The organism is Pseudomonas serbica (assembly GCF_028823535.1).
In the GTDB taxonomy this organism is placed as follows: domain Bacteria; phylum Pseudomonadota; class Gammaproteobacteria; order Pseudomonadales; family Pseudomonadaceae; genus Aquipseudomonas; species Aquipseudomonas serbica.
This window is the reverse complement of the sequence record NZ_JAQIYM010000015.1, coordinates 138,736-160,518: the sequence shown is the minus strand read 5'-3', so window position 1 is coordinate 160,518 and position 21,783 is coordinate 138,736. Positions and strand designations below refer to the sequence as shown.

The window sequence follows — 21,783 nt, the reverse complement described above, 5'->3', positions numbered from 1 at the left end:
TGCCCAGGTCGCGGCACTGACCACTGCCCAAGTGGCGGCCCTGAAACCGACCCAGATCAGTGCCATGGAAACCGCCGACGTGGCGGCCTTGACCACTGCTCAGGTGGTGGCCTTGACCACGGCCCAAGTAGCAGCCCTGACCACCGCGCAAGTCGCTGCGCTGACCACCACCCAAGTGGCGGCCATCGAAACCGCTGACATCGCCGCCCTGCCAGTGACCAGCGTCGCGGCGCTGACCACCGCGCAGGCCGCTGCCCTGACCACCGCCCAGGTCGTGGCCCTGACTACCGCTCAGGTGGCCGGACTGAAACCGGCCCAAGTCGCTGCACTGACTACCACGCAAGTGGCCGCCATGCAGCCTGCCGATGTCGCCGCACTGACCACCGCCAGCGTCGTCGCCCTGACCACCGCTCAGGTCGCGGCACTGACCACGGCCCAGGTCGCTGCACTGACCCCGGTTCAGATCGCAGCCATGGAAACCGCTGACGTAGCGGCGCTCACTACCGCTCAAGTGGTGGCCCTGAGCACCGCCCAGGTGGCAGCCCTGACCACCGCTCAAGTGGCTGCGCTGACCACCACCCAAGTGGCGGCCATCGAGACCGCGGACATCGCTGCGTTGACCACAGCAAGCGTCGTTGCCCTGACCACCGCTCAGGTCGCCGCCCTGACCACCGCTCAAGTGGCAGCCCTGAAACCGACCCAGATCAGCGCCCTGCAGACGGCCGATGTCGCCGCACTGACGACCGCTCAGGTGGTGGCCTTGACCACCGCCCAAGTCGCAGCCCTGACCACCGCGCAAGTCGCTGCGCTGACCACCACGCAAGTGGCGGCCATCGAAACCGCTGACATCGCCGCACTGCCAGTGACCAGCGTCGCGGCCCTGACCACCGCGCAGGCCGCTGCCCTGACCACCGCCCAGGTCGTGGCCCTGACTACCGCTCAGGTGGCCGGACTGAAACCGGCCCAAGTCGCTGCACTGACCACCACGCAAGTGGCCGCCATGCAGCCTGCCGATGTCGCCGCACTGACCACCGCCAGCGTTGTCGCCCTGACCACCGCTCAGGTCGCGGCACTGACCACGGCCCAGGTCGCTGCACTGACCCCGGTTCAGATCGCAGCCATGGAAACCGCTGATGTAGCGGCCCTCACCACGGCTCAAGTAGTGGCCTTGACCACGGCCCAGGTCGCGGCACTCACCACCGCCCAAGTGGCTGCGCTGACCACCACCCAAGTGGCGGCCATCGAGACCGCTGATATCGCTGCGTTGACCACCGCTGGCGTCGTCGCCTTGACCACCGCTCAGGTCGCCGCCCTGACCACCGCTCAAGTGGCAGCCCTGAAACCGACCCAGATCAGCGCCCTGCAGACTGTCGATGTTGCAGCGCTGACGACCGCCCAGGTGGTGGCATTGACCACGGCCCAGGTCGCGGCCCTGACCACCGCTCAAGTCGCTGCGCTGACCACCACGCAAGTGGCGGCCATCGAAACCGCTGACATCGCCGCCTTGCCAGTGACCAGCGTTGCGGCCCTGACCACCGCGCAGACCGCTGCGTTGACCACCGCCCAGGTCGTGGCCCTGACTACCGCTCAGGTGGCCGGGCTGAAACCGGCCCAAGTCGCTGCACTGACCACCACCCAAGTGGCGGCCATGCAGCCTGCTGATGTCGCCGCACTGACCACCGCCAGCGTCGTCGCCCTGACCACTGCTCAAGTGGCGGCACTGACCACGGCACAAGTCGCAGCGCTGACCCCGACCCAGATCGGCGCCCTGGAAACCGCTGATGTGGCGGCCCTCACTACTGCTCAAGTAGTGGCGTTGACCACGGCCCAGGTTGCAGCGCTGAAAACCACCCAGCTCGCGGCCTTGACCACCACGCAAGTGGCGGCCATCGAAGCCGCTGACATCGCCGCCCTGCCAGTGGCCAGCGTCGCAGCCCTGTCCACCGCACAGACCGCTGCCCTGACCACCGCCCAGGTTGTCGCGCTGACCACCGCCCAGGTGGCGGGCTTGAAAACTACGCAAGTGGCGGCGCTGACCACCACCCAGGTAGCGGCCATCGAGACCGCCGATATAGCCGCCCTGACCTCCACCCAATTGGTAGCCTTGACCACCGGACAGGTCGCAGCTTTGACCACGGCACAAGTGGCGGCCCTGAAGCCAACCCAGATCAGTGCCATGGAAACCGCCGACGTGGCGGCCTTGACCACTGCTCAGGTGGTGGCCTTGACCACCGCCCAGGTCGCGGCACTGACCACCGCGCAAGTGGCTGCGCTGACCACCACGCAAGTGGCGGCCATCGAAACCGCTGACATCGCCGCCCTGCCAGTGACCAGCATCGCGGCCCTGACCACGGCGCAGGCCGCTGCCCTGACCACCGCCCAGGTCGTGGCCTTGACCACCGCCCAGGTGGGCGCACTGAAGCCGGCCCAAGTGGCTGCACTGACCACCACGCAAGTGGCAGCCATGCAGCCCGCCGATGTCGCCGCACTCACTACCGCCAGCGTCGTCGCCCTGACCACCGCCCAAGTGGCGGCACTGACCACGGCCCAGGTCGCAGCACTGACCCCGGTGCAGATCGCAGCCATGGAAACCGCTGATATTGCGGCCTTGACCACGGCTCAAGTAGTGGCATTGACCACGGCCCAGGTCGCGGCCCTGGCCACCGCCCAAGTGGCTGCGCTGACCACCACGCAAGTGGCGGCCATCGAAACCGCGGACATCGCTGCGTTGACCACCGCTGGCGTCGTCGCCTTGACCACCGCTCAGGTAGCCGCCCTGACCACCGCTCAAGTAGCAGCCCTGAAACCGACCCAGATCAGTGCCCTGGAAACCGCCGACGTGGCCGCCTTGACCACCGCTCAAGTGGTGGCCTTGACCACGGCCCAGGTCGCGGCACTGACCACCGCCCAAGTGGCTGCGCTGACCACCACGCAAGTGGCGGCCATCGAAACCGCAGATATCGCGGCCTTGCCAGTAACCAGCATTGCGGCCCTGACCACCGCGCAGGCCGCTGCGTTGACCACCGCCCAGGTTGTGGCACTGACCACCGCCCAGGTGGCCGGCCTGAAACCGGCCCAAGTGGCTGCACTGACCACCACGCAAGTGGCGGCCCTGCAGACCGCCGATGTCGCCGCACTGACCACCGCCAGCGTCGTCGCCCTGACCACTGCTCAAGTGGCGGCACTGACCACGGCCCAGGTGGCGGCCCTCAAGCCGACCCAGATCAGCGCCCTGGAAACCGCCGACGTGGCCGCCTTGACCACGGCTCAAGTGGTGGCCCTGAGCACTGCGCAGGTAGCGGCACTGAAGCCGACCCAGATCGCGGCCCTGACCACCACGCAAGTGGCGGCAATGGAAACCGCCGACCTGGGCGCACTGACCAATACTCAACTGGTGGCCTTGACCACTGCCCAGGTTGCAGCCCTGACCACCGCTCAAGTGGCGGCCCTGAAACCGACCCAGATCAGCGCACTGGAAACTGTTGATGTGGCAGCACTGACCACAGCGCAAGTAGTCGCCCTGACCACCGCTCAGGTAGCGGCATTGACCACGGCACAAGCTGCGGCATTGACCACCACTCAAGTAGCGGCCATTGAAACCGCGGACATCGCTGCTCTGTCGGTGGGCAACGTTGCAAGCCTGACCACTGCGCAGACCGCTGCTCTGACCACCGCCCAGGTGGTTGCCCTGGGCACCGCCCAGGTGGCGGCGTTGAAGGTGACCCAGATCGCAGCCCTGACCACCACGCAAGTGGCGGCCATCGAAACGGCCGATATCGGCGCCCTGACCTCTGCCCAACTGGCAGCGTTCACCACTGGCCAGGTCGCGGCACTGACCACGGCGCAGATCGCGGCCCTCAAGCCGACCCAGATCAGCGCTCTGGAAACCGCTGATGTAGCAGCCTTGACCACCGCGCAGATCGTGGCGATCGAAACCACCGACATGGCGGCACTGACCACGGCGCAAGTGGCGGCCCTGACCACGGCGCAAGCTGCGGTGCTGACCACGGCGCAACTGTCGCACCTGTCGATGACCCAGGTTGATTCGTTCACCACGGCGCAACTGCAGGCGATGAGCGCCACCCAGATCGATGCACTGGCCCTGTCCACGCCACTGGTCCTGGACCTCAATGGCGATGGCGTGCAGACCACGCACCTGAGCACCGGCGTCAAGTTCGACCTCAATGCCGACGGTCACAAGGAAGCGACCGGCTGGGCCACTGGCGGTGACGGCCTGCTGACGCTCGACCTCAATGGCGATGGCCAGGTCAACGATGGATCCGAGCTGTTCGGTTCCTCGTTCCGTCTGCCGGACGGTTCGCTGGCCAAAGATGGCTTCGAAGCACTCATCAGCCTGGACAGCAACCATGATGGCGCCGTCAACGGGGCTGACCAGTTGTTCGCGTCGCTGCAAGTCTGGGTCGATGCCAACAACGATGGCGTCAGTGACAAGGGAGAGATGCACAACCTCAAGGAGCTTGGCATCACCCAGTTCAACCTGGATGTGGCCAAGACTGCCGAGCTCAACCACGGCAACCTGATCGGCCTTAACGGCAGCTATGAAACCAGCGATGGCCAGAGCCACACGATCGCCGACGTCTGGTTCCGCACCGACGCCAATGGCAATCAGTCCTTCGACCTGACCAAGCTGGATTCGACAGCAGTCGAGGCCCATTCCCTGGGGGCTATCGATCTGGCCGCCGATGGCGGCAAGGCCAGCGTAGTGACCGTCGACGCCGAAGCCGTCAGCAAGCTCGGCCAGGCCGGCCAGGTGGATGTGGACAGCGGTGCCGCGGCACCCGTGCAGATGATCATCAACGGTGACCACAACGACACGGTCAACATCACTGGCGACAGTGGCGAGTGGCAAGCGGCCGGTACCACCACGGTCGACGGCGCCAGCTACAACGTGTTCAACGATGGTGATGTGCAATTGTTGGTTGCAACCGATGTGCAGACTTGGATTCACTGATCTTCAGTGGTAAACCTTGACTGATCCGATACCGGGCTCGAAAGAGCTCGGTATTTTTTTATTGGAAGAGACCTTCGCGCAAAATGCCTAGAGAGAATCTTGAGAGCCCGAACCTTGACGTCGTGCTGGCCGCAGCCCTGCAGCTGGCCGAAGGTGTCGCGCTGGAACCGATGAAGTTGCTCGAAACCGCAGAACGGCTCAATGGCGCGCAGCGTATCAGGGATGCCGCAGCGCTCTACCAGCGCTGGCTGCAGCACTGTCATTCGTCGGTCAATTACATTATCCAGTTCAACCTGGGAGCCACTCTGACTCAATTGGGGCAGATACAGGACGCCGAGACCGCCTACCGCGCCGCCATCGCCCAGAACCCGGAATTTGCCCAGGCCTGGTTCAACCTGGGGACCTTGCTGGAGCGCCAGCAAAAACCGCAGGAAGCCCTGGCCATCTGGCAGTCGATGCTTGATGAAAACCTGGTCGACACCGCACAAAGCCGCGAGCTGTACCTGATGACCTGCAATAACCTGGGTCGTCTGCTGGAAGAAACCCGTCAGCTGCAGAAATCCGAAGCCATCCTGCGTACCAGCCTGGAAGCCGACCCGGCTCAACCCAAGGTGATCCAGCACTGGGTGCACCTGCGCCAGAAACAGTGTGTCTGGCCGGTGTATGAGCCGCCGGCGGGCCTGAGCCGGGGCGACCTGCTCAAGGCCTCCTCGCCCCTGGCCCTGCTCGCCGGCAGCGATGACCCCGGCCTGCAACTGGCCGCTGCGGTGCACTTTGTCAAAGAGCGGGTCAATGTCCGGGTCCCCGCCCTGGCTTCGCCCCAAGGCTATGGCCATCAAAAGCTGCGCATCGGGTTCCTGTCGTCGGACTTCTGCCTGCACGCGGTGTCATTGCTGACCGTGGAGCTGTTCGAGTTGATCGATCGGGAACGCTTCGAGGTGTACGGTTTTTGCTGGACCCGCGAAGACGGGTCGGCCTTGCGCGAGCGGGTCAAGCGGGCGATGGACCACTTCGTGCGCATCGACGCCATGGATGATGCGAGCGCCGCACAATGCATTCGCAACCATGAGATCGACATCCTCATCGACCTTCATGGGCTGACCTCCGGAGCGCGTCCGGACATTCCGGCCTACCGCCCGGCCGCGGTGCAAATGACTTACCTGGGTTTTCCTGGGTCGACCGGCCTGCCTGGCATCGATTTCGTGATCGCCGACCGCTACCTGATCCCCGACAGCGAGAAGGCGTACTACAGCGAGACACCGCTGTACCTGGCGCAAATCTACCAGTGCAGCGACCGCCAACGCCCCGTTGCGGCGTTGCCGACCCGCACCGAGTGCGGCTTGCCGCAGGACCGCTTCGTGTTTTGCTCGTTCAACAACAACTACAAGTTCAACGAAGAGGTATTCGACTGCTGGATGCGCATTCTGCAGCGCGCCCCCGAGAGTGTGTTGTGGCTGCTGGCCGACAACCCCTGGGCCCAGGAAAACCTCTGCGCCAGGGCCCAGGCACAGGGCGTTGACCCGGCACGCCTGCTGTTCGCCCCGCGCGTCGCACCGGCACAATACCTGGCCCGCTACAGCGCCGCGGACCTGTTCCTGGACGCGTATCCGTTCAACGCCGGCACCACGGCCAACGATGCCTTGTGGATGGGCCTGCCAGTACTGACCCGCTCGGGACGCACTTTTGCCTCACGCATGGCGGGCAGCCTGCTGACGGCGCTGGACCTGCCGGAGCTGATCACCACCACGCTGGCCGAGTACGAAGAACGTGCCGTCGAACTGGCCACCCAGGCTGATCTGTTGCCCGCCTTGCGCGCGCGCCTGCACAAGGGCCGCGAGCACTCGGTGCTTTTCGACACGCCGCGCTTCGTCAGGGATTTCGAGGACGCAATCAGCAGCGTGGCGCCCGGCAGGGCTCAGGCGTAATGTCCTTTCTCTCGCGGCATCGCAGCGATGACGGCGCAACGCTCCTACAGAGGGGTGTCATGCCGCCATTCAGCATGCACCCCGCAACCCTGTAGGAGCTGGCTTGCCAGCGATGGCGGCCAATCAGGCGAGCACTCTCTCCTGGTTGTACGCGATCTTCTGTGGGAGCGAGGCTGCTCGCGACAGAGCCTGTCAGAACAACCCCTGAACCTTCTCCAGCTGGCTGCGGGTCATCTGTCCCGTCCTCGTATGCAGGTTGACGTAGCTTTGCAGCATCGCCAGCTTGGTATCGAGCAGGTCTCGCTTGGCGGCGAACAGGCGCTGCTGGGCGTCGAGGATGTCGACCGTCGAGCGCACGCCGGCCTCGTAGCCTTTTTCCGCGGACTTCAGGGCGGTCTGGCTCGAGCGCACGGCGGTCACCAGGGCCTTGCTCTTCTCGTAGCCCGCCACCACCCCCAGGTAGTTGAGCTCGAGATCTTCGTTCATTTGCTGGAGCTGGGCCTCGTAGCTGGACCGGGCGCTTTCGAGGGTGGCAAGGGCTTTTTCCGACGACGCAGTGACCCCGCCGCCCTGGTACAGCGGGATATCGATCACCACGCCCACGTAATAGGTCGACTGGCGCTGGGTGTAATCGTTGATGTCGCTCTGGCCGACCCGCGCCAGCCGGCCGCTGAGCGCCACGGTCGGGTAGTGCCCGGCCTTCTGCTGATCGAGGTTGGCTTCGGCCACCTTGATCGAAGCTCGGCTGATGCCCAGTGCGGACGCGGCCTGGTCAGCCTTGAACAGCCAGTAGTCCAGGTCCTGTTCAGGGGCGAGCAAGGCGGCGGCCGGTGCCTGTTCCTGCATCTGCGGGATCTCGCTGACGGTGATACCTGCGCGCCCCGCGAGCTTGCGCAGGGCCGAGCGATGCTGGGCCTGCAACTGGATCTCCAGGGCGCGGATCGAATCGAGCCGTGCTTGCGCCTCTTCAAGGTCGGTGATGGTGCCTTCACCGGCTTCGAACAGACGCTTGGATTGCTTGGCCAAAGCTTCGATCGAGGCTTTCTGCTGGGTCGTCAGCTTGAGTTCGTTTTCCACCTGGGCAAGGTCGAAATAGGCCTGCACCACGCGATCGAACAGCGCCTGGTCGGCGCCCTCGTGTTGGATTTCGCCCAGTTGCCCCCGAGCCTTCGCCTGTTCGTAGGATGCCCAGCGGCCTTTGTCGAACAGCGGCTGGATGACCGACAGGGCAACACTGTCGGAAGCGAACTGATCGTCCTGGCTGCTGGTCGAGGGCTGGTTTTCAAACTGGCCGCCATGCCCGTAGCGAGAGTTGATGGCCACCTGTGGCAGCAAGCCGCTGCGGCCGATCGCCTCCTCCTGGCGCGAGGCTTCGTAATCGTGGCCGGCGACCTTGTAGGTCGCATCGTTGATTCGCGAGGCGTCGTAAAGGGCGACCAGCGACAATGGCGGCTCGGCAGCCAGCAGCGGGCACGAGCAGAACACGGAGAGCATCAAGCCTATACGTAGAGACACGATCATTCTTCCTTGAAAGCACCGGCCATACGCTCGGTCACCGGCTGCATCAAGTAGTTGGCGAGGGTCCGCTCGCCGGTTTTGACCAGGACTTCGGCCTGCATGCCCGGCTTGATATCCAGGCCCAGCTCGCGCAGATGGATGATCGCCTCGGGGCTGACCGAGACTTCCACCGAGAAGTAAGGCGAACCGGTGTGCTCGTCGATCAACTGGTCGGCCGATACCGTGGCCACCTTGCCGACGATCACCGGGGTGTGCACCCGTTGCAATGAACCGAATCGCAAGTCGACAGGCAGCTCCGGCTTGAGCCGGTCGGCCATCATCGGCGGGAACTGCGCCTTGACGACCCAGCTGGAACCTTGCGGCACAATGTCCATCAGGCGCTGGCCCGCCGGTGCGATGCCGCCGACCGTGTGCACGGTCATGCCCATTACCTGGCCGGCGACAGGCGCGACGATGGAGGCGCTGTTGACTTCGAATTCCAGTGACTTGATCTGGTCGGTCAGGCTTGAGGTCTGTGCCACCACCTGGGTCAACTGCGACTCGGCCTCGCTGCGGAATATCTGCGCCTGTTGCAAGGCCTTGAGCTTGCTTTCATTGATCGCCTGGCGCGTACGGCCGATATCGGAAATGCTCGAAGCCAACTGGGCGCCCAACTGCGCCGCACTGCTTTCCGCTTCGAACAGCCTGTTGCGTGGCAGGTAACCTTCACGGGCCAGTTCGCGCAGGCCGTTGAGCTCTTGCTGCTGGAATTGCAGTTGTGCGGCGTGGTTGCGCTTGATCTCCTCGAACCCCTTGAGTTGTTCGTTGAGCGAGGCTATTTCGTGCTGGCTGATTTGCATGCGGCTGGCCAGCTCGGCACGGCGAGTGGCGAACAGATAGCCTTGCAGCTCCATCGCCGCGACGGCACGAGGGTCACTGGCACGGGCGAGCAACGCCGCGGACCACTGCACGCTGGCGCGGTCCAGGCGCTCGGCCATCAGGCGATCCTCGACGGCACGGGCACCGAGCCATTGGCCCAGGGCGACATCCAGTTGCGACTTGGCCTGGACGGTATTGAACTGCACCACCACCTGGCCTTGCTGCACCCGGTCGCCTTCGCGCACCTGAATGCTCTCGATCATGCCGCCGGTACGCGACTGGACGGTCTTGCGCTCGCCGGAAACCACCACAGTGCCGCTACCCACCACGCCGCGGTCAAGCGGCGCCAGGCAGGCCCATAGCAGAAACCCGCCCAGGCCCAGGAGCAAAAACCAGACACCGATCCGGGCAATGCCCGCGGCATCCGCATCGGGCTTGTGCTCGGGGGTCGAAATGTCGCTCGAACTGGCTTGCATTGATGCCTCAGGCTTCTTCATTGCGGGTTTCGACGGCTTTTTGCGGCGTCGGTGGCAGCAGGGTCTTGAGCACCTGGTCACGCGGGCCGAACAGGGTTTGCACGCCGTCCTTGAGGAACAACAGTTTGTCGACCGCGCCGAGAATGCTCGGCCTGTGGGTGACCAGCACCACGGTGCAGCCTGCGGCCTTGAGCTTGCGCACGGCCTGTACCAGCGCCGCTTCACCGGCATCGTCGAGGTTGGAGTTGGGTTCGTCGAGCACCACCAGCGCCGGTTGGCCATACAGCGCGCGCGCCAGGCCGATGCGCTGTTTCTGGCCGCCGGACAACCCCAGTCCACCGGACCCGAGCAAGGTGTCATAACCCTTGGGGAAATGCAGGATCATCTCGTTGATACCGGCCAGTTGCGCCGCTTCGATGACCTTGGCGGAATCCACCTCACCGAAGCGCGCGATGTTTTCGGCGATGGTGCCATCGAACAGTTCGATGTCCTGGGGCAGGTAACCCAGATAAGGGCCGAGGGCTTCACGCGACCACTGGCTGACCTCGGCGCCGTCCAGGCGTACCGAGCCCTGTTTGGCGGTCCAGATGCCGACCATGGCACGCGCCAGGGAAGACTTGCCCGAAGCGCTGGGGCCGATGATCGCCAGGACTTCGCCCTTGGCCAGGCTGATGGTCACGCCGTTGACCGCAGGCTTGTGCATACCCGGCGGGATGATCACCAGGCGGTCGATGCCCAGCGCCCCGGTCGGCGGCGGCAGCGGCATGCGCAGCGCGGCCTTGGGGAATTCGGTGAGTAACCGGTTCAATCGCTCGTAGCTGCTCTTGGCATTACCCATTTGCTTCCACGAACCGATCAACGCTTCGGCCGGCGCCATGGCGCGCCCCAGCAGAACAGACACGGCAATCATCACTCCGGCGGAAATCTGGTTCTCGATCACCAGGATGGCGCCCAGGCCCAGGGCCAGGGATTGCCAAGTCATGCGCACAAAACGCGACAACGCGGCGATCCGCGAGCTGCGGTCGCTGGCTTCGCCCTGCTCAGTGATAACCCGTTGCTGCACGTTGTACCAACGCCGACGCAGGGGCGTGAGCATGCCCATCGCCTGAATCACTTCGGCGTTCTGCAAGGTACTGTTGACGTAGCTGGAAGACGCGACGGCCAACCGGTTGGCTTCGCTCATGCTCTTGCGTGTGGTCAGTTCGTTCCAGACCGCCAGCCCGGCCAGGATCAGCGAACCGATGACGGTGAACACTCCCAGCCACGGATGGAACAGGAACGTGGCGATCACGTAGATCGGCAGCCACGGCGCATCGAAGATGGCGATCAGGGCCGGACCGGTCACGAACTGGCGGATGCTGTTCAGGTCGCTCAACACCTGCGCCGGGTTGGCGCTGTGCTCCTTGAGGCTGCGCTCAAAGGCGGCATCGAATACCCGCTCACCCAGTTGGGTGTCCAGGCCTGCGCTCATCTTGATCATGACCTGGCCGCGCACCCATTCCAGCGCACAACCGAGCGCAAAGAACCCGAGCAGAATCAGGCTCAGCATCAACAGGGTGGTTTCATTGCGGCTGGTCAGGACGCGGTCGAAGACCTGCATCATGTAGATCGAAGGGACCAGCATCAGCAGGTTGATCACACCGCTGAACAGTGCCAACACGCCGAAAAGCCGACGATACCGTAGCAGCGCTGCATCGATATCTCGCTGGGGATCTAGGAAAAATCGCATAAAGTCCGAAAATGAAAAAAACATTGGGAAAAACGACGGTTGCGGTGGTGACCGGGGTGCATCAGGCGGCGGCCGATGCTAGCACTTTGCCTCTAGCTAATGAACTGGCGGAAGGCGGTCAGCCCCCTACTTCATCGGCTTGAACGAACCGTTCTTGAGGCTATTTTAATTGTGCCGACCCGCCGCTGATGGGCGCTGGACAAAGTCGCCTGGCAAAACCCCGCGTTCAAACGACTGGCAGGTGTACCGGTCAGTTGGCGGATCTCGACGTACGGCAGGATTACCCCGGCGTAAAACGAAAAAAATCCCGGAAACAGAACGTCTCCGGGATTTTTTGTTTGCACAGGTTAGACGCAATAACTAGCGGTTCACCCTGTAATGATCAACTGATTGCGACTGGCAATTTCTGCTCAATGGGATTTCTTGGCGGTAGACGCCCCGGCATTACTCAAGCCCTTCGCGTTGTGATCTCCTGGCGTCGAGGCCGAAATGGCAGTGGCTTTAGTCAGCCCGCGCGTATCTTTGGAATGTGCAATACCTGAGGTGGTGGTGCCGTGACCCTTGTCACTATTGCGGTCACTACCGTACCGGTTGCCGCTGATGCCATGGTCGCGAACCGCCTTGCCGGCATGATCACTGCTCAATCCCTCACCGCGGCCGTTACTGCCGGAGTGACCCGTACCACTGTGACCGCCACCATGGCCGCCGCCATTGCCGCCACCATGGCCACCACCATTGCCGCCGCCACCACCACCACCACCACCACCACCACCACCACCACCACCACCACCACCTTCTTTGGCGTAGGCGGAGTTCATGATGGACAGGTCAGCAGGGAGTAACGGGGCGGCTGCAAGCATCATGGCGAATGACATTACAGCAACGAAACTCTTGTTTTTTAAAAGCATGATTGCTTCCGTGAGGGTTGATTGCGCGTATCTTAGGACGCTCCAAATCCCTTTGAGTTCAAACCCCACGACGGACGGGATGCTTGAAGCGATGATCAATCAAAAGCCCCGTTGAGAACTTCATAGATAATGCCGGTAGCGATCGCCACCAGTATCAAGTCGGTGCCTGCCTGCTGCCATTCGTACCCATCATAGTGGGGCAGCCTGCCCATCAGCCGACCATCGAGCTTCTTGGCAATCCCGGGGGGAAGCGGTTTACCTCGGGCAAGATTCTTTTGAATGCCGGGCGGCAAAGCAGGCCCGGGGCTCCAGTAGTCCCGATACCCGTCAACGATGCCAAGAACGCTTCCTCGATTGATGCTGGGGCCATGATCCCAATCATCGCCCCCTGAATTTTTTCCTTTATGCCCCTGGTTGCCGTGCTCCTGGCTGTTTTGTGGATTGCCCTTTGCGTTTCCTTGCCCTTTCCCGTTACCGGGGTCAGCCAATGCCGTAGCCGAGCCGGAGACCAATGCAATACATGCAATAGCTGCAATCAACGAGCGGTATCTGAACATATCCGTACTCTCAGAAAGGGAACACTCCCTGCAATGTAGACGCTTTGGACCGAATTGGTTCCCCTGTACATCTCTCACTTGTCTCTCACCGGGTGGTGTACTGGGGGCGGGCAAGGCGATGCTATGCCAAAATTAAATGGAACGCCGTCGGCCGCACCGGAGTGACCCGTGATCGAATCCATCGAGGTGTCACGCATCAAGCGCTTCGCTGCAAACACAGCGGGCCGGGATTTCGCGGTGGGTGACATTCACGGCCACTTCACCCGGATACAGGCTGCGCTGGAGGGGATCGGTTTCGATCCTGCTGTCGACCGCTTGTTCAGCGTCGGTGACCTGGTTGATCGCGGACCCGAGAGCCGCGACGCTCTCGACTGGCTTGCCAAGCCATGGTTTCACGGGGTGTGCGGTAACCATGACGACTACGTGATCCACTTCGACACCTGCGACGTCGACAGCTGGATCTGCAACGGCGGCTCCTGGTTCACCGGGCTTTCGCCGTTCGAGCAGATAGCATTCGCGGTTCAGTTCGCCGAGCTGCCGATCGCCATCGAGATCGATACACCTGGTGGATTGGTGGGGATTGTCCACGCCGACTGCCCGGTGCCGTCATGGGATCAGTTGCGCAGCGAACTGGAATCACCTGAGAACAACACACGGCTGCAACTCGTTCTGCACAGCTGCATGTGGTCACGCACCCGGATTCAGGACGGCGATACCGGCGGCGTCGAAGGACTTCGCGCGCTGGTCGTCGGCCATACACCGCTCAGGTTCGCTGCAGTTCTCGGCAACGTGTACCACATTGATACCGCGGGCTGGCTGGACGGTTATTTCACACTGCTGGATCTGGCGACCCTGCAGTGCATTCCGCCCATCGATCCGGGACTCGGCTTCGACTGGGACTGAGCCTTCCCGAGGGCTCTAGAGTTTGCCGTTCGTCCAAAGCCAGGCACTCGCCGTGAGCCGCTATCTCTCATGTATAAGCACGGACATCCCGCGCATAAAAACGGAGAACCAACATGGACATTGACGAGAATGCAGTGGGTAACAGGTCGCAGCAAGACGTGACGCGAACCACGGACAACGAAACCGGCCATGACCCCAGGAATGACGCGCCCGAGGTTTCATTGCCGCCGAACGACGAAGCGCCTGTCACTGAAGATATGAGACAGGCAGAGGTAAATAACCCGGTCTCGAGTGAGCATCCGGACTTTGGAAAAGGTGCCCGCCTCGATGATTCTGACGCCGCCCCGCACATGAACGAACAGGACGAACATGACAAGGAGGCTCGCGGCTTGCCTGCGAGCGACCCGGAATCAGGTGCCTGAAGCGTTCGGATCATGCCTGATGCCCGCGACGCACCCTCCTGCACTCACTTGAGAAACGGCAGCGGCGCCCTGGCCGCACGAATGGCAGCGATCCGCTGATCCGCTTCCGGCAGCAGGTAGGCGAAGAAAAAGCTCGCGGTTTGCAGCTTGCTGATGCGCAGCGGATCGCTATCGGTTAACGCCAGGGCAACACGCGCCGCCCGAGCCCAGGCAAAAGCCAGGAGGGCCACACCACACAGGCGCAGAAAATCGCCCGCCGCCCGATAGGGGTATTCAGGGTCATCGACTGCATGATCACGTAGCTCTATTTGCACGCCCTCGAACTTGTTGCAAAGCAGCGCCAGTTCGGCGCAAAAGCTGGCCCCGCCTGCGGGTTCGCAGACCTGCGCGGCTTCTTCGCGCATGACCGCCAACAATTGCCTGAAGGCGCGCCCCTCATCACCCAGCACTTTGCGCAGTAGGAGGTCATTGGCCTGAATTTCGTTACTGCCCTCATAAATCATGGCAATGCGGCTGTCGCGCATGGTCTGTTCGATGGCGAACTCGGCGACGTAGCCGTAACCACCGAATACCTGCAAGGCATTGCTGGCCAGGCGAAAACCCTGCTCGGTGAAAAAAGCCTTGATCACCGGCGTCAGCAGCTGCGCCAGTTGCAAGGCCCCTTGCCGAGTGGACGGGTCTGGGGCCTGCTCGGCCTGATCGAGTAAATGCGCTGCCCAATAGCCGACGGCGCGCATGCCCTCGGCGTAGGCCTGCAGCTCCAGCAAAACCCGGCGCATGGCCGGATGATAGTGAATCGGGTCGACAGCGTCGGCGGCAACGCCGGCGGGGCGAATGGGCGCGCGCATTTGCCTGCGCTCCAGCCCGTACGCATAGGCGTTCTGCCATGCAGCTTCGGCATGTCCCAGACCCTGGAGGCCGACATGCAGTCGCGCCGAGTTCATCATCACGAACATCGCGGCCAAACCACGATTCGCCTCGCCAATCAGCCAACCCTGGGCGCCGTCGAAGACCAGCGAACAGGTGGCACTGCCCTTGATGCCCATCTTGTGTTCGATACCATCGCAGCGCACCGCATTGGCTCGAGTGCCATCCAGCCGCTTGGGTACCAGAAACAGCGAAATACCACGACCTCCGGCGGGTGCCCCGGGCAGTCGAGCCAGCACCAGATGCAAGATGTCCTCGGTCAGGTCATGTTCGCCTCCGGAAATGAACAGCTTGCTGCCGCTCAGCCGATAACTGCCGTCGTTCTGCGGTTCGGCGCGGCAGCGCAGCAGGCCGACGTCGCTGCCGGCCTGGGGTTCGGTCAGACACATGGTAGGCAGCGCTTCGCCACTGACGATCTGCGGCAGATAACGCTCCTTGATCCACAGCGGCGCATGGGTCTTGAGGCACAGGTAAGCGCCATGGGCGATCCCCGTGTACATGGCCCAGGCGTGGTTGCTGGCGTATAGCATTTCCTGCAATGCAGCATCGAGCAATTGCGGCAATCCCTGGCCTCCGAAGGCTTCATCACAGGCCAGGGCCGGCCAGCCACCTTCGGCGAATGCCCGGTAAGCCTGGGCAAAACCGTCCGGCGTAGTGACCCGACCATTATCGAAACGGCAGCCCTGGCGATCGCCACTGCTATTGAGCGGCGCCAATACATCCGCGCTGAAACGCCCGGCCTCGCCCAGCACCTGGAGTGCCAACGGCAAATCGAGGGCCTCGAACGCGGGCATCTGGCTCCACGCCTGGGGGGCCTGCAGCCAATGCTCGAAGATAAACTGCATGTCGCGCAACGGCGCCTGGTAGTGCCACATGGCCAACCTCGTGTTGTTCAAAAAGAAAAAACACCGCAACGATTCAGCCGCGAAAATCCGGGTTTTCGATCAGCACGGCCATGCCCTGCCCGCCGCCGACACAGGCGGCGGCGATACCGTAGCGCTTATGTTGCTCGCGCAATTGCCGCGCCAAGGTCAGCACCAAACGCAAGCCGGTGGCTGCCAATGGATGCCCCAGCGCGATAGAACCACCACGACGGTTCAGGCGGTCGTTATCCAGCTCCAGCGCCTGAGCCACCGCCAGCACCTGCGCGCCCTGCGCCTCGTTGACTTCGAACAGGGCGACATCGTCCTGGTCCAGCCCACTGCGTTGCAGTAACAACCGGATTGCCGGAACCGGACCGATGCCCATGAACTCCGGCGCCACCCCGACCACCGCCGTCGCCAGCAGATGCGCCAGTACCGGACGCGTACTCAGCGAAGCTCGGCCGACCAGTGCCGCCGCCGCGCCGTCCACCACCGCACAGCTATTGCCGGCGGTTTGCACCCCTTCGGCGTGAATCGCCTGCAGCCTGGCCAGCGCGGGTAAATCGGTCGGCCGGGGATGGCTGTCCTGGGTGACCGGCTCACATCGACGCGGCAGGGCAATTCCCCGAGGCTGATAGCCTTGCAGTTCAAACACCGCATTATCCACCGGGACGATTTCATCGCTGAACCAGCCGCTGGTCTGTGCGTGCAGTGCCCGTTGGTGACTGTCGAGGGCATAGCCGTCTACCGCCTCGCGGCTCAGGCCGTGACGCTTGGCGAGATTTTCCGCCGTGGCGATCATGTCCAGTCCCGGCGCCGGGTCGTACAGCGCTTCCCACAGGAAATCCTTGAAGTCCACCGGCGCCCCGAGGCGAAACCCGCCCCGGTGGGTGTAAGCGGCAATCGGGTTGCGCGACATGGATTCGGCGCCCACACACAGGGCCAGTTGCGCGCCCCCTTGAAGCTGCTCGCCGGCCTGGCGCAACAGCTCGAAGCCGGTCGCGCAAATGCGCTGCACGGCCAAGGCCGGCACCTGTTGTGGCACACCGCTGTAGAGGCCGATATGGCGTGGCAGCATGTAGGCGTCGAAGCTGGCCTGGGCCATGGAGCCGGCCAGCACCGTATCCACGGCCCGCGGATCGAGCCCGGTACGGGCCAATACTTCGCGACCGACCTTGATGCCCAGGTCAATGGGCGATACCTGGGCCAGTGCGCCACCGATGTCGACCCAAGGCGTTCGCACCGCATCAAGAATCGCCACATCCGTGAATGACGAATATTGCCCCGGGCAGCTCAAGACCGTGGCCCTGCGCGCAGGATCGAGTGGTCTTCACCGCGATACATCGCCTCGACCTGGGCTGCACGCCATTGCAAGACCGCGCGCTGGTTGATCGAGCCTTTGTCGGTGATTTCACCCCGATCGATGGACGCGGGCTCGTCGAGCAACGCGATCCACTCCAGACGACTGGCATTGCCGCTGGCGTCGCGATTGAGCCGCTGCAGCCAGTTGGCGAACCACTCGCGCACCGGCGCGCTGGCAAGCACCTGGGCATCGCTGGCACTTCCCGCGAGCCCCGCCAGGCGGCGACATTCGTGCATCCGCGGGAATACCAGTGCGCCAAGGCATTCACGATCCGGCGCCGTCACTACCAGGTCCTGGACATAGGGCGAGCCTTCCAGAACCGCACGATTGCGCAGAGGGCCGACACTGACGAACACCCCGGAAGACAGCTTGAAGTCTTCGGCGATGCGCCCATCGAACATCAGCCCCAGTTGCGGGTCGTGCGGGTTGGCAAGCTTGAGTGCATCACCGGAACAGTAAAAGCCTTGCTCGTCGAACACCTCGGCGGTCTGCTGCGGTGACCGCCAGTAACCCGGCATGATATGCGGCCCACGAAAGCGCCCTTCCAGCTTGCCGTCCTTCGGTACCAGCCGAACCTCGCAACCCGGGGCCGGCAAGCCGATGTAACCGGCCATGGACAAGGGCCCGGTGGTAAAGGTGCAGGATGGCGCGGCCTCGGTCATGCCCAGCCCGGCCATCATCCGAATGCGTTCGCCACAGTGTTGTTCGGCGACCCGGTCCAGGCGATCCCAGACGCTTTGCGACAACCCGGCGGCGGCGAAGAAAAACAGGCTGACGCGCTTGAAAAAGCACTCCCGGAGCTCCGCGTCCTGTTCCAGGACCGACACCAGTTCTTCCCAACCCTTGGGCACGGTCAGGTAGGCGGTGGGAGAGACCTCCTTGAGGTTGCGCAGGGTCTGGGCAAATCCCTGCGCTGTAGGCTTGCCGTCATCCAGGTAAAAACTGCCGCCGTTGTAAAGCACGATGCCAAGGTTGTGGCTGCCGCCGAACGTGTGGTTCCACGGCAGCCAGTCCACCAGCACCGGAGGTTCTTCACCGAACACTGGAAAAGTCTGCAACAACATCTGCTGGTTGGCACAGAGCATGCGTTGGGTGGTGATCACCGCCTTGGGCAACCGGGTCGAGCCGGAGGTGAATAGAAACTTGGCGATGCTGTCCGGGCCGGTGGCGGCAAACGCGGCTTCAGCTTCGGCACCGCCCGGTTGCTCAAGCAGGCTGGCAAAGTTCGCATGGCGACGACCTTCGACCTGGCCCCGGACGGTAATCAGTGGCGTATCGGCCGGCAGCACGGCGTCGATGGCGCGCTGGTACGCTGGCGCGTCACTGACGAAAACCAGGCCTGGTTGCAGCAGGTCGCACACATGGCGCAGCTTGGAGAAATCCTGGGACAACAGCGAATAGGCCGGCGACACCGGACAGTAGGGAATGCCCGCATACATGGCACCCAGCGCGACCTGCAAATGCTCGATGTCATTACCCGAAAGCAACACCAGCGGCTTGTCTGCCGACAGACCGTAGCCCAGCAGGCATTGGGCGATTGAACGAACACTGTCGAGCATTTGTGCGTAGCTCACCCGACGCCATTCCCCGTCGTCCTGGCGGGCTGCGATGAACGTCTGCGCTGGCCGAACCTGGGCCCAATGCACCAGGCGGTCGAGCAACCGCCCGGGCATCTCGGCCAACGGTTCCAGGGAGCGCATGTGCAGTTCGCCCTGCTGCTCGGTCACCTCGACCGCCGCACAACCGATGGACACCTGGCGATAGCGTGGTGCGCCGGCCTGGACATGGGATTGCAAACTGAATTCGGAACTCAAGTGCTTGTACTCCGTCGAGGCACGCTAGAACCAAGCCATACACAGATGACTCAGCGATAGCGTGGCAGCCGTTGGCTGCAGCCTTGTTATTGTTATTTCGGCCTTGCACGCGGGCAATTGACTTGTTGGGAAGTCGATGCCCGCCTGTTCAGATCGGGTAGTGCCGCGGTCCGTTCTGCAAGGTAACCCAACGCAACTGGGTGAAATGCTCGATAGATGCCTTGCCACCGAAACTTCCGTAGCCGCTGGACTTGACCCCGCCAAAGGGCATTTGCGCCTCGTCGTGCACAGTCGGGCCGTTGATGTGGCAGATGCCCGACTCGACCCGTTGGGCCAAGGTCAGGGCACGCCCGGTATCGCGACTGAAAATCGCCGCCGACAATCCAAACTCGGAGTCGTTGGCCAGCTGCAGCAGCGCTTCATCTCCCTCACCGCGCAGCAACACGGCCACCGGCCCGAAGGATTCCTCGCGGTACAGGCGCATGCTCGCGTTGACGCCGTCGAGCAAGGTCGGCTGCAAAATGCTGCCGTCCAGTTGCCCGCCGACCACCAGGCGCGCGCCCTTGGCCAGGGCATCATCGATCAAACCCCTGATGCGCGTGCCGGCGCTGGCGTCCACCAGCGAACCGAGCACCGATTGCGCATCCGCAGGGTCACCCGCGCGCAGGGTGGCGACCTTGGCCGCCAACTTGTCGATAAAGGCATCGGCGACCTTGGCATCGACGATCAGGCGCTCGGTGGACATGCAGATCTGCCCTTGATTGAAATAGGCGCCAAAGGCGGCCGCCTCCACCGCCGCATCCAGGTCGGCATCGTCGAGCACCAGCAACGGTGCCTTGCCGCCCAGTTCCAGCAAGGCCGGTTTGAGGTGGCGCGCGCAGAGTTCGCCGACAATGCGTCCTACATGCGTGGAGCCCGTGAAATTGACCCGTCGCACCGCCGGGTTGGCGATCAACCGCTCGACAATCGCCGCGGCATCCGCTGGCGCGTTGCTGACGACATTGACCACGCCATCACCCAGGCCAGCGTCCTGCAATACCTGACCGATCAAGCGATGCACCGCAGGGCTTAGCTCAGATGCCTTGAGCACGACAGTGTTGCCGCAGGCCAATGGCATGGCGATAGCGCGGGTGGCGAGAATCACCGGCGCGTTCCATGGCGCAATGCCCAACACGACGCCGCAGGGTTGGCGCAGGGCCATGGCGAAACTGCCTGGCACATCCGAGGGGATAACTTCGCCATTGATCTGCGTGGTCATCGACGCTGCTTCACGCAGCATATTGGCCGCCAGCCGCACGTTGAAAGCGTACCAGTTGGCCATGGCGCCGGTCTCGCCAGCCGCCTCGATGAACTCGGCACTGCGCGCCTGCAATTGCTCGGCCGCCTTGAGCAAACGGGTTCGGCGTTCATTGGGTGCCAGGGCGGCCCACTCGGGAAACGCCTTCTGCGCAGCGGCTACCGCGGCGTCGGCATCTTCCAGGGTGGCGGCGGCAACCCGCGACACCAACTCGCCGGTCACCGGGTTACGGCGTTCGAAGGTTCGACCGTCGCGGGCGGGGCACGACTGGCCGCCAATCAGCAGGGGCACGTCCAGCATGGTGATTCCTCTTTATAGTCTTTGTCGGGAATACAGTGGAACAAGGTAGGCAGCGATGTAACCGCAGCACCAGGGCACATCCGTCAGTAGCGGCATGCGCCCGGCTGCGTGCGAGGCACCTCAGCGTTTGTATGCTTGCAGGCCCGGCTTGATGCTCTTGTCGTCGAGGAATTGTTTCATGCCCTGCTCACGGCCGCCTTCGGTGTCCAGCAAGCGTGACTGATCGAGCTTGGCGTACAGGTAATCCTCGTTCTGCTCCCAGGTCAGTTCGCGGCAACGTTTGAAACCATGCTTGGCCGCACGCAGCACCACCGGGTTTTTCTCCAGCAGGTTACGCGCCAGCTCCACAGTGACTTCACGCAGTTGCGCCAGCGGTACGCTTTCATTGACCAGGCCCATCTCGGCGGCTTTCTGCCCGCCGAAGGTCTTGCCGGTCATGATGTAGTACAGCGACTGGCGATGGCCCACGGTGTCGGCCATGGCCTTGCTCACCAGGTTGCCCGGCGGGATGCCCCAGTTGATTTCCGAAAGACCGAAGGTCGCCTCGTCGGCGCAGATCGCCAGGTCGCAGGCCACCAGGGGGCTGAAGCCGCCGCCGAAGCACCAGCCATTGACCATGGCAATGGTCGGCTTGGCGTACATGCGCAACAGCTTCCACTGCCATTGCGAGGCTTCGCGGCGGATTTTTTCCTGGAGGATCTCCGGGCCAGCGTCCACTTCGCGGAAGTACTCCTTGAGATCCATGCCCGCGGTCCAGGCTTCGCCAGCGCCGGTCAGCACCAGTACACCAGCAGCCGGGTCCTGCTCGAGGGTTTCCAGGACATCGATCATCTCGCGGTTCAGGGTCGGGCTCATGGCGTTGCGTTTTTCCGGGCGGTTGAGGATGACCCACGCGATACCTTCCTCGATTTCCACTTTGACCGTTGTCCAGCGCCCTTCGTAATTGCTCAT

Annotated in this window: 14 protein-coding genes; 4 read left to right on the top strand and 10 right to left on the bottom strand. The window is 63.2% G+C overall.

Features of this window, described 5'->3' with window-relative positions:
- Together NQL71_RS24030 and NQL71_RS24025 are read left to right on the top strand one after the other, a co-directional pair.
- Nucleotides 1-4,972, top strand: a 4,972-nt coding sequence (locus NQL71_RS24030; RefSeq protein ID WP_507189791.1) for a beta strand repeat-containing protein, incomplete at its 5' end; no start/stop codon positions are given.
- An 83-nt stretch (nt 4,973-5,055) separates the two neighbouring features.
- Nucleotides 5,056-6,897, top strand: coding sequence for an O-linked N-acetylglucosamine transferase, SPINDLY family protein (locus tag NQL71_RS24025; protein ID WP_077182934.1), 1,842 nt, complete (start codon nt 5,056-5,058; stop codon nt 6,895-6,897).
- A 192-nt stretch (nt 6,898-7,089) separates the two neighbouring features.
- Here the strand turns inward: NQL71_RS24025 and NQL71_RS24020 are convergent, their stop codons facing one another.
- The 5 genes from NQL71_RS24020 to NQL71_RS24000 form a co-directional block, all read right to left on the bottom strand.
- The gene (locus tag NQL71_RS24020; protein WP_077182933.1) at nt 7,090-8,418 is read right to left on the bottom strand and encodes a TolC family outer membrane protein; all 1,329 of its coding nucleotides are present in this window, start codon (nt 8,416-8,418) and stop codon (nt 7,090-7,092) included.
- Complete coding sequence (locus NQL71_RS24015; RefSeq protein WP_274643448.1) at nt 8,415-9,749, bottom strand: HlyD family type I secretion periplasmic adaptor subunit; 1,335 nt, start codon at nt 9,747-9,749, stop codon at nt 8,415-8,417. The genes NQL71_RS24020 and NQL71_RS24015 overlap by 4 nt, the downstream gene beginning before the upstream one ends.
- A gap of 7 nt (nt 9,750-9,756) precedes the next feature.
- Complete coding sequence (locus tag NQL71_RS24010) at nt 9,757-11,478, bottom strand: type I secretion system permease/ATPase (protein WP_274643447.1); 1,722 nt, start codon at nt 11,476-11,478, stop codon at nt 9,757-9,759.
- A 410-nt stretch (nt 11,479-11,888) separates the two neighbouring features.
- Nucleotides 11,889-12,386 (bottom strand): hypothetical protein, encoded by a 498-nt coding sequence (locus NQL71_RS24005; protein WP_274643454.1) that lies wholly within the window; start codon nt 12,384-12,386, stop codon nt 11,889-11,891.
- A gap of 95 nt (nt 12,387-12,481) precedes the next feature.
- Nucleotides 12,482-12,943 carry an anti-virulence regulator CigR family protein gene (locus NQL71_RS24000; protein WP_046815489.1) on the bottom strand — a complete coding sequence of 154 codons (462 nt, stop codon included), beginning with the start codon at nt 12,941-12,943 and terminating at the stop codon, nt 12,482-12,484.
- Between the two features lie 168 nt (nt 12,944-13,111).
- Here NQL71_RS24000 and NQL71_RS23995 point away from each other — a divergent pair, with 168 nt between their 5' ends.
- Nucleotides 13,112-13,846, top strand: a complete 735-nt coding sequence (locus NQL71_RS23995) for a metallophosphoesterase (RefSeq protein ID WP_274643446.1) — start codon at nt 13,112-13,114, stop codon at nt 13,844-13,846.
- A 113-nt stretch (nt 13,847-13,959) separates the two neighbouring features.
- Nucleotides 13,960-14,268: a hypothetical protein gene (locus tag NQL71_RS23990; RefSeq protein ID WP_077182929.1), complete on the top strand. Its 309-nt coding sequence runs from the start codon at nt 13,960-13,962 to the stop codon at nt 14,266-14,268.
- 44 nt (nt 14,269-14,312) lie between these two features.
- Here NQL71_RS23990 and NQL71_RS23985 read toward each other — a convergent pair whose 3' ends face one another.
- The 5 genes from NQL71_RS23985 to NQL71_RS23965 form a co-directional block, all read right to left on the bottom strand.
- Nucleotides 14,313-16,070: an acyl-CoA dehydrogenase family protein gene (locus NQL71_RS23985; protein WP_274643445.1), complete on the bottom strand. Its 1,758-nt coding sequence runs from the start codon at nt 16,068-16,070 to the stop codon at nt 14,313-14,315.
- Nucleotides 16,071-16,113: 43 nt separating this feature from the next.
- A complete protein-coding gene (locus NQL71_RS23980) occupies nt 16,114-17,355 on the bottom strand; it encodes a thiolase family protein (RefSeq protein WP_274643444.1) in 1,242 nt (413 codons plus the stop codon).
- The gene (locus NQL71_RS23975; RefSeq protein ID WP_274643443.1) at nt 17,352-19,235 is read right to left on the bottom strand and encodes a feruloyl-CoA synthase; all 1,884 of its coding nucleotides are present in this window, start codon (nt 19,233-19,235) and stop codon (nt 17,352-17,354) included. The genes NQL71_RS23980 and NQL71_RS23975 overlap by 4 nt, the downstream gene beginning before the upstream one ends.
- A gap of 148 nt (nt 19,236-19,383) precedes the next feature.
- Nucleotides 19,384-20,832: an aldehyde dehydrogenase gene (locus NQL71_RS23970; RefSeq protein WP_046815495.1), complete on the bottom strand. Its 1,449-nt coding sequence runs from the start codon at nt 20,830-20,832 to the stop codon at nt 19,384-19,386.
- Between the two features lie 120 nt (nt 20,833-20,952).
- Nucleotides 20,953-21,783 carry a p-hydroxycinnamoyl CoA hydratase/lyase gene (locus NQL71_RS23965; RefSeq protein WP_046815496.1) on the bottom strand — a complete coding sequence of 277 codons (831 nt, stop codon included), beginning with the start codon at nt 21,781-21,783 and terminating at the stop codon, nt 20,953-20,955.

Bases quoted from the DNA above. Each gene is read 5' to 3' on its own strand.
- NQL71_RS24025 (WP_077182934.1), top strand. From the start codon at position 5,056: ATGCCTAGAGAGAATCTTGAGAGCCCGAACCTTGACGTCGTGCTGGCC.
- NQL71_RS24020 (WP_077182933.1), bottom strand. From the start codon at position 8,418: ATGATCGTGTCTCTACGTATAGGCTTGATGCTCTCCGTGTTCTGCTCG.
- NQL71_RS24015 (WP_274643448.1), bottom strand. From the start codon at position 9,749: ATGCAAGCCAGTTCGAGCGACATTTCGACCCCCGAGCACAAGCCCGAT.
- NQL71_RS24010 (WP_274643447.1), bottom strand. From the start codon at position 11,478: ATGCGATTTTTCCTAGATCCCCAGCGAGATATCGATGCAGCGCTGCTA.
- NQL71_RS24005 (WP_274643454.1), bottom strand. From the start codon at position 12,386: ATGCTTTTAAAAAACAAGAGTTTCGTTGCTGTAATGTCATTCGCCATG.
- NQL71_RS24000 (WP_046815489.1), bottom strand. From the start codon at position 12,943: ATGTTCAGATACCGCTCGTTGATTGCAGCTATTGCATGTATTGCATTG.
- NQL71_RS23990 (WP_077182929.1), top strand. From the start codon at position 13,960: ATGGACATTGACGAGAATGCAGTGGGTAACAGGTCGCAGCAAGACGTG.
- NQL71_RS23985 (WP_274643445.1), bottom strand. From the start codon at position 16,070: ATGTGGCACTACCAGGCGCCGTTGCGCGACATGCAGTTTATCTTCGAG.
- NQL71_RS23970 (WP_046815495.1), bottom strand. From the start codon at position 20,832: ATGCTGGACGTGCCCCTGCTGATTGGCGGCCAGTCGTGCCCCGCCCGC.
- NQL71_RS23965 (WP_046815496.1), bottom strand. From the start codon at position 21,783: ATGAGCAATTACGAAGGGCGCTGGACAACGGTCAAAGTGGAAATCGAG.